The sequence below is a fragment of the Burkholderia sp. SIMBA_051 genome, assembly GCF_046534915.1.
In the GTDB taxonomy this organism is placed as follows: Bacteria; Pseudomonadota; Gammaproteobacteria; order Burkholderiales; family Burkholderiaceae; genus Burkholderia; species Burkholderia ambifaria.
Map to the genome: position 1 here is coordinate 1 of NZ_JAWRXS010000691.1, position 247 is coordinate 247.

Annotated in this window: 1 pseudogene; it reads right to left on the reverse strand. The window is 67.6% G+C overall.

Annotated features, from left to right (window positions below):
* A pseudogene (locus SB771_RS36240) lies at nt 1–186 on the reverse strand (D-alanyl-D-alanine endopeptidase); the annotation flags it as partial.
* Nucleotides 187–247 lie beyond the last annotated feature (61 nt).

Here is a 247-nt window from a genome sequence, read left to right on the forward strand (position 1 = left end):
GTGCTTGATGGCCTTGTGCGTGCGATGCGCGGCCTTGCTCTTGACGACTTTCGGATGCGCGTGCGTCGACGCGGTCCGATGCGCGTTCGCGGCCGACGCATTGGCCGCGAACGCGAGCGTCACGAACGACAGCGCGATGATCAGAGGGGTGCGGGCGCGGCGCAGGCGCGCGATGAGGCCGGTCAAGCGAAGTACTCCTTCTCGCGTGCGCGATGGCAGCGCGAAACACGTGGACAGTGGACGGGAG